The 5731-nt window shown below is 63.0% G+C and carries 4 protein-coding genes; all 4 read left to right on the plus strand.

Annotated features, from left to right (window positions below):
• Window positions 1-148 precede the first annotated feature (148 nt).
• From nuoK to nuoN, 4 genes are read left to right on the plus strand one after another with little or no spacing between them, the layout of a single operon-like run.
• Window positions 149-454 (plus strand): NADH-quinone oxidoreductase subunit NuoK, encoded by a 306-nt coding sequence (gene nuoK, locus PVW46_RS22240; protein WP_023849383.1) that lies wholly within the window; start codon window positions 149-151, stop codon window positions 452-454.
• Window positions 455-460: 6 nt separating this feature from the next.
• Window positions 461-2587 carry an NADH-quinone oxidoreductase subunit L gene (gene nuoL / locus PVW46_RS22245; RefSeq protein WP_069211596.1) on the plus strand — a complete coding sequence of 709 codons (2127 nt, stop codon included), beginning with the start codon at window positions 461-463 and terminating at the stop codon, window positions 2585-2587.
• Window positions 2587-4155, plus strand: a complete 1569-nt coding sequence (locus PVW46_RS22250; RefSeq protein ID WP_043143637.1) for an NADH-quinone oxidoreductase subunit M — start codon at window positions 2587-2589, stop codon at window positions 4153-4155. Before nuoL ends, PVW46_RS22250 begins: the two co-directional genes overlap by 1 nt.
• Window positions 4156-4168: 13 nt before the next feature.
• Complete coding sequence (gene nuoN / locus PVW46_RS22255; RefSeq protein WP_069211597.1) at window positions 4169-5611, plus strand: NADH-quinone oxidoreductase subunit NuoN; 1443 nt, start codon at window positions 4169-4171, stop codon at window positions 5609-5611.
• Window positions 5612-5731: the final 120 nt, after the last annotated feature.

The raw sequence follows: 5731 nt of genomic DNA on the forward strand, positions 1-5731 counted from the left end.
GAGGTCCCGGATCAGGTCCGGGACGGGGGGCGCAAGGCCCCGCAGGGCCCGCAGCGAGACGGGCCACAAGAGCGAAAGAGGGCCCCGGCACCAGCGCGGGGCACGATTTGGAAGACCAAAAGCGGGCAAAACGCCCGGAGGGACGCACATGATCGGATTGGAACATTACCTGACGGTGGCGGCGGTGCTTTTCGTCATCGGCATCTTCGGGCTCTTCCTGAACCGCAAGAACGTCATCATCCTGCTGATGAGCATCGAACTGATGCTGTTGGCAGTGAACATCAACCTCGTCGCCTTCTCGACCCATCTCGGCGACCTGGTGGGGCAGGTCTTTACCCTCTTCGTGCTGACCGTCGCCGCCGCCGAGGCCGCCATCGGCCTGGCGATCCTGGTCTGCTTCTTCCGCAACCGCGGCACCATCGCCGTGGAAGACGTCAACGTGATGAAAGGCTAAAGCCTCATGGAGAGCATCATCCTCTTTGCGCCCCTCGCGGGCGCCCTGATCGCGGGCTTTGGCTGGAAGCTGACCGGCATCCGCGGTGCCCAGTGGATCACCACCGGCCTGCTGTTCCTGGCCTGTGCCTTTTCCTGGATCACCTTCTTTACCCACGGTCCGGACACCCAGCACATCCAGATCATGCGCTGGATCGAAAGCGGCACGCTGTCGACCGACTGGTCGATCCGGCTGGACCGGCTGACCTCGATCATGCTGATCGTCGTGACCACGGTCTCGGCGCTCGTGCACCTGTATTCCTTCGGCTATATGGCGCATGACGACAACTTCAAGGAAGGCGAGGAAAGCTACAAGCCGCGCTTCTTCGCCTACCTGTCGTTCTTCACCTTCGCCATGCTGATGCTGGTGACCTCGGACAACCTGGTGCAGATGTTCTTTGGCTGGGAAGGCGTGGGCGTCGCCTCCTACCTGCTGATCGGCTTCTACTATCGCAAGCCTTCGGCCAACGCCGCCGCGATCAAGGCCTTCGTGGTCAACCGGGTCGGCGACTTCGGCTTTGCGCTGGGGATCTTCGCACTGTTCTTCCTGACCGACAGCATCAAGTTCGACGACATCTTTGCCGCCGCGCCCGAGCTGGCGGAGACCCAGCTGACCTTCCTCTGGACCAGCTGGAACGCGGCCGAGCTGGTGGCCTTCTTGCTGTTCATCGGCGCGATGGGCAAATCGGCCCAGTTCATCCTGCACACCTGGCTGCCGGACGCGATGGAAGGCCCGACCCCCGTGTCCGCCCTGATCCACGCCGCGACGATGGTCACCGCAGGCGTTTTCCTGGTCTGCCGCATGTCGCCCATCATGGAATTCGCGCCGAACGCCACCGGGTTCATCACCTTCCTAGGGGCAGTCACGGCCTTTTTCGCGGCGACCGTGGGCCTGGTGCAGAACGACATCAAGCGCGTGATTGCCTATTCAACCTGTTCGCAGCTGGGCTACATGTTCGTGGCGGCGGGCGTGGGCGTCTACTCGGTCGCCATGTTCCACCTCTTCACGCATGCCTTCTTCAAGGCGATGCTCTTCCTGGGGGCCGGTTCCGTGATCCACGGCATGCACCACGAGCAGGACATGCGGAACTACGGCGGCCTGCGCAAGAAACTGCCCTATACCTTCTGGGCGATGATGATCGGCACGCTGGCCATCACCGGCGTCGGCATCCCACTGACCACCATCGGCTTTGCCGGGTTCCTGTCCAAGGACGCCGTGATCGAGAGCGCCTATGCCGGCACCAACGGCGGCTTTGCCTTCTGGGCACTGGTCATCGCGGCCCTGTTCACCAGCTTCTACAGCTGGCGTCTGATGTTCCTGACCTTCTACGGCAAGCCGCGCGGCGACAAGCACACGCATGAGCATGCCCACGAAAGCCCGACCGTCATGCTGGCCCCGCTGGCCGTGCTGGCGCTTGGCGCGGTCTTCTCGGGGATGATCTGGTACGGGTCGTTTTTCGGCAAGGAAGACTACGTCAACAAGTTCTTCGGCATTCCGGTCGCGGAGGCGGCAGAGCATGGCGAAGCCGCCGATGCGGGCCATGCGGCGGCGGCGGACGCCGGTGACCATGCCGCACCGGCCGCCGACCACGGGGACGATCACGCCGCACCGGCGGACGGTCACGCGGCGGTCGCCGCTCCCGGGGCAGGGGCCATCTACATGGGCGCGGACAACCACGTCCTGCACGACGCGCACTATGTGCCGAAATGGGTCAAGGTCTCGCCCTTCATCGCGATGGTGATCGGCTTTGTCGTGGCCTTCTGGTTCTACATCGTGAACCCGAAGCTGCCGGTCAAATTGGCCGAGAACCAGCGCCCGCTGTACCTGTTCCTGCTGAACAAGTGGTACATCGACGAGATCTACAACTTCCTCTTCGTCCGGCCCGCCTTTGCGCTGGGGCGCATCCTGTGGAAGGGCGGTGACGAGTCGATCATCAAGGGCGGCATCAACGGCCTTGCAATGGGGATCATCCCCTTCTTCACCCGGCTCGCGGGCCGGGCGCAGTCCGGTTACATCTTTACCTATGCCTTCTGGATGGTGATCGGGATCGCGGTCTTCATCACCTGGATGACGCTCAGCGGAGGGGCACACTAATGGGCAACCTGCTTTCCATCGTCACCTTCCTGCCCGCGCTGGCGGCCCTGATCCTGGGCCTGTTCCTGCGCGGCGACGACGCGGCGGCACAACGCAATGCCAAGTGGCTTGCGCTGATTGCGACGACGGCGACCTTCGTCATCTCGCTCTTCATCCTGTTCCAGTTCGACGCAGGCAATACCGAGTTCCAGATGCTGGAAGAGCGGGAATGGCTGCTGGGGCTGAGCTATCGGATGGGGGTGGACGGGATCAGCGTACTCTTCGTCATGCTGACCACCTTCATGATGCCGCTGGTCATCGCCGCCAGCTGGGACGTCAGCCACCGGGTCAAGGAATACATGATCGCCTTCCTAGTGCTGGAAACCCTGATGCTGGGCGTCTTCATGGCGCTGGACCTGGTCCTGTTCTACCTCTTCTTCGAGGCGGGCCTGATCCCGATGTTCCTGATCATCGGCATCTGGGGCGGCAAGGATCGCATCTACGCCAGCTTCAAGTTCTTCCTCTATACCTTCCTCGGCTCGGTGCTGATGCTGGTGGCGATGGTAGCGATGTATTCCGACGCGGGCACCACCTGTATCGGCGGCTGCGATGTCTCGCTGTTGAAGCACAACTTCGCCTCCGAGAGCTTTAGCATCCTTGGGGTTCAGATCATCGGCGGCATGCAGACCATGCTGTTCATCGCCTTCTTCGCCAGCTTCGCAGTCAAGATGCCGATGTGGCCGGTCCATACCTGGCTGCCCGAGGCGCACGTTCAGGCGCCGACCGCCGGGTCGGTCGTTCTGGCGGCGATCCTGCTGAAAATGGGCGGCTACGGCTTTCTGCGCTTCTCGCTGGCCATGTTCCCGGTCGGTTCGGACGTGATGGCGAACTTCGTCTTCACGCTGAGCGTCATCGCGATCATCTACACCTCGCTGGTGGCGCTGGTGCAGGAAGACATGAAAAAGCTTATCGCCTATTCGTCCGTCGCGCACATGGGCTACGTGACGATGGGGATCTTTGCCGCCAACCAGCAGGGTGTGGACGGGGCGATCTTCCAGATGATTTCGCACGGCTTCATCTCGGGCGCGCTCTTCCTTTGTGTCGGCGTGATCTATGACCGGATGCACACGCGCGAGATCGAGGCCTACGGCGGTCTTGTGAACCGGATGCCGGCCTATGCGCTGATCTTCATGCTGTTCACGATGGCCAACGTCGGCCTGCCGGGGACCTCCGGCTTCATCGGGGAATTCCTGACGCTGATGGGCATTTTCCAGGTCAATACTTGGGTGGCTGCGGGCGCGGCCACTGGCGTGATCCTCTCGGCGGCCTATGCGCTGTGGCTCTACCGCCGGGTGGTCATGGGCGATCTGATCAAGGAAAGCCTGAAGACCATCAAGGACATGACCACCCGTGAAAAGGCGATCTTTGCGCCGCTGGTGGTCATGACGATCTGGATGGGTGTCTACCCGGCACCGATCCTCGACCGGACCGGCCCCGCGGTAGAGGCGCTGGTGACGAAATACGACACGGCGCTTGCCGCTGCCGGCCGCACAGAGGCCGACACGCAAGTCGCCGTCGCGGAACACTGAGGGAGAGCGGGACATGATCTCGGCCGATCTGAACATCATCCTGCCGGAAATCCTGCTGTCGGTCTTTGCGATGGCAGCGCTGGTGGGCGCGGTCTACTCGGGCAAGGACAAGCTGGCACCGCTGCTGGTCTGGATCACCTCGGCGCTGTTCCTGGCGCTGGCCTTCTGGATCGGAACCACCGGCGAGGGCACGCAGGTGGCCTTTGGCGGCATGTTCGTGAACGACGGCTTCGCGCGCTTTGCCAAGGTGGTGATCCTGGTCTCCGCCGGTGCCGTGCTGCTGATGAGCGAAGGCTACATGCAGCGTCGCGGCCTCTTGCGGTTCGAATACCCGCTGCTCATCACGCTGGCCGTTGTCGGCATGATGATGATGGTCTCCGCCGGTGACCTGATGGCGCTTTACATGGGGCTGGAGCTGCAGTCTCTGTCGCTTTACGTCGTGGCCTCGCTGCGCCGTGACAGCGCCAGGTCGACCGAGGCGGGTCTCAAGTACTTCGTGCTGGGTGCGCTCTCCTCGGGCCTGCTGCTCTATGGTGCCTCGCTGACCTATGGCTTTGCCGGGACCACGCTGTTCTCGGGCATCATCCAGACCGCGACCGATGGCAACATGCCGGTCGGCCTGCTCATCGGCCTGACGATGCTGATCGCGGGCCTGGCCTTCAAGGTCTCTGCCGTGCCCTTCCACATGTGGACGCCGGACGTCTACGAAGGCTCTCCGACGCCGGTCACCGCCTTCTTTGCCACCGCGCCCAAGGTGGCGGCGATGGCCCTGTTTGCGCGCCTGATGCACGACGCCTTTGGCGAGGCGACCAGCGACTGGGGGCAGGTCATCGCGCTCTTGTCGGTCCTGTCGATGTTCCTGGGCGCGATCGCCGCGATCGGCCAGCGCGACATCAAGCGCCTGATGGCCTATTCCTCGATTGCCCACATGGGCTATGCGCTGATGGGACTGGCCGCCGGGACCGAGCTGGGCGTGCAGGCGATGCTGATCTACATGGCGATCTACGTCACCATGAACGTCGGCACCTTTGCCTTCATCCTGTCGATGGAACGTGATGGTCAGCCGGTGACGGATATCCAGAGCCTGGGCATGTATTCGACCAAGGAGCCGGGCAAGGCGCTGGCGATGCTGGTGCTGCTGTTCAGCCTTGCCGGTGTGCCGCCGCTGGTGGGTTTCTTCGGCAAGCTCTACGTCCTGCGCGCCGCCTATGACGCGGGGCTGGCCTGGCTGGCGGTGGCGGGTGTTGTCGCCTCGGTGATCGGCGCCTTCTACTACCTGCGGATCGTCTACTACATGTACTTTGGTCAGGACCGCGAAGATGCGCTGGACGGGGGCAAGTCGCCGGTGCTCTGGGGTTTCCTGATGGTGTCGGCGGTGATCATGGTGGTCGGTGTGGTCAATCTCTTCGGCATCGAAGGCGTCGCACAGGCGGCGGCTGCGACGCTGGTGAACTGATGCGGTGGCAGCACGCCCGGCGGGCGTGCTGTTGCGGGGGGCGTCATGCCGAAGGCATGTCCTTAACGTGCCCCCGCCTCCCTTCGGTCGACTCCCCCGAGGTATTTTGCAAACCAAAGA

The sequence above is a fragment of the Mameliella sp. AT18 genome (genome assembly GCF_028807275.1).
In the GTDB taxonomy this organism is placed as follows: Bacteria; Pseudomonadota; Alphaproteobacteria; order Rhodobacterales; family Rhodobacteraceae; genus Antarctobacter; species Antarctobacter albus.

Excerpts from the sequence above, each read along its gene's own strand:
- nuoK (WP_023849383.1), top strand. The coding sequence starts at position 149 with ATGATCGGATTGGAACATTACCTGACGGTGGCGGCGGTGCTTTTCGTC.
- nuoL (WP_069211596.1), top strand. The coding sequence starts at position 461 with ATGGAGAGCATCATCCTCTTTGCGCCCCTCGCGGGCGCCCTGATCGCG.
- PVW46_RS22250 (WP_043143637.1), top strand. The coding sequence starts at position 2,587 with ATGGGCAACCTGCTTTCCATCGTCACCTTCCTGCCCGCGCTGGCGGCC.
- nuoN (WP_069211597.1), top strand. The coding sequence starts at position 4,169 with ATGATCTCGGCCGATCTGAACATCATCCTGCCGGAAATCCTGCTGTCG.